General features: G+C 41.9%; 1 protein-coding gene. It reads right to left on the bottom strand.

Annotation, left to right across the window (positions count from 1 at the left end):
* Window positions 1–42: 42 nt before the first annotated feature.
* A protein-coding gene (locus tag MTCD1_RS18215) for an IS3 family transposase (protein WP_088568990.1) occupies window positions 43–1,601 on the bottom strand; the annotation gives its coding sequence in 2 pieces (ribosomal slippage) (window positions 43–1,139 and window positions 1,139–1,601; 1,560 coding nt in all).
* Between the last annotated feature and the right edge of the window lie 35 nt (window positions 1,602–1,636).

Here is a 1,636-nt window from a genome sequence, read left to right as displayed (position 1 = left end):
CGGTGTTTTTCAAGATAGTTGGCACTGTTTACCCTAATTTTGTTAAGCGACTTCTTTTTGTTCGTTTTTTATACTTTCCTTTTCTGGATTCAATGATACTGAGCCTGCCGGTTCGCAATTCCTGACCTTCCTAGACCAACGTAGTGGGTTTGCTTCTTTTGCCTTTTCTAGTACTAATTCTCTCTTGCTTAAAATTACTTTATCTTCACCTCGATGCCGTTGCCCTGGTGTAACGAAGTTTATTTTACTGTGCCGATGTTTGTTATTGTACCAATCAACAAAATTTTGCACCCAATCTCTAGCGACTTCTAAATTAGCAAAGCCTGAAGATGGCCATTCAGGGCGATATTTTAAGGTTCTAAATAGCGCTTCTGAATAAGGATTATCATCGCTTACCCTTGGTCTGCTGTATGATGGTAATACGCCAAGCTCTTCCATTTTAGCCTTCATTGTTTGAGCTTTCATCGGCGCACCATTGTCAGAATGCAAAACCAATGGGCTATTAAGACATTGTTCGCGTAACATGCATCGCTGTAATAAATTTCCTGCTCGCTTGCCACATTCCTGCTCATAGACTTCATAACCCACAATTTTTCTACTATAAATATCTTCGAACAAATACAGGTAATAAAACCGCCCTTTAACGGTTGAAGCCAAGTAGGTAATATCCCAAGACCACACTTCGTTCGCCTTGTGTGCCGTATAACTCGTTGGTTTACCTACACGCTTTGGCGCATGACTACGGCCTCGGTGATGCAGCTGGTCTGCTTGCTTTAATACGCGGTAAAAGCTCGATTCAGAGCCGTGATAGATACCCTCATCCAATAAAATAGGCACGATTTGCGAAGGCGGTAAATTTGCGTATTCTGCCTGATTACACGTCGCTAAAATAGTTTTCCGTTCTGCTTTGCTTAATTTATTACTTGGCTCAGGGCGCTTAGCGTCGGGCCGCTTATCTACCGTGATCTCGTTACCACAAAACCAGCGACGGTAGGTTCTCAAGCTGATCTCCGTTTCCACGCAGGCAGCATGAATGCTGCACCCGTCTTTCATTGCTTCTTGAATGAGGGTAACGAGCGTCAGCCTTTCATCGGGAGGCGTTAATCGTCCTCTGCTTCTTCCCCGTAAAAGGCCTTGAGCTTTTTTCGCAGCACCAATAAAGCGGCAGTTTCTGCCAATGCTTTTTCTTTATATCTCAGGTCTTTTTTCAGTGATTTAATTTCCGCTTTATCTTCTTTCGCTTGCTGATTTATCGTTTTTTTTTGTTGTTCATTACTCTGAAAGCCTTGAATACATTGCTGCTTCCATTGCTTTACCTGATCAATGAATAATCCTTTTGTTCGACAATACTTACCTAATTCTGATTCAGATAAGGAGGCCGTTTCAACAACAACCGCGAACTTCGTTTCATGTGACCATTGATCTGGTGTTGATTTCTTACCTGGCACTGGCTGACCCTGTTCTCTTGCTTGATTACGCCAATTATACAGAGTTTGCTCAGCAACACCTTCTTCTCTTGCCACTTCAGCGACTGACTTATTACTAGGTGGTAATAATTTACTTAAAATAGCTTCTTTTCTTTCTGTTGAATAACTAGACATTTATTGTTCGATTACCACTCCCCGATCTAAAAAAA

The sequence above is a fragment of the Colwellia marinimaniae genome, from assembly GCF_002207865.1.
GTDB lineage: Bacteria > Pseudomonadota > Gammaproteobacteria > Enterobacterales > Alteromonadaceae > Colwellia > Colwellia marinimaniae.
This window is presented reverse-complemented; position numbering and strand designations above follow the sequence as displayed.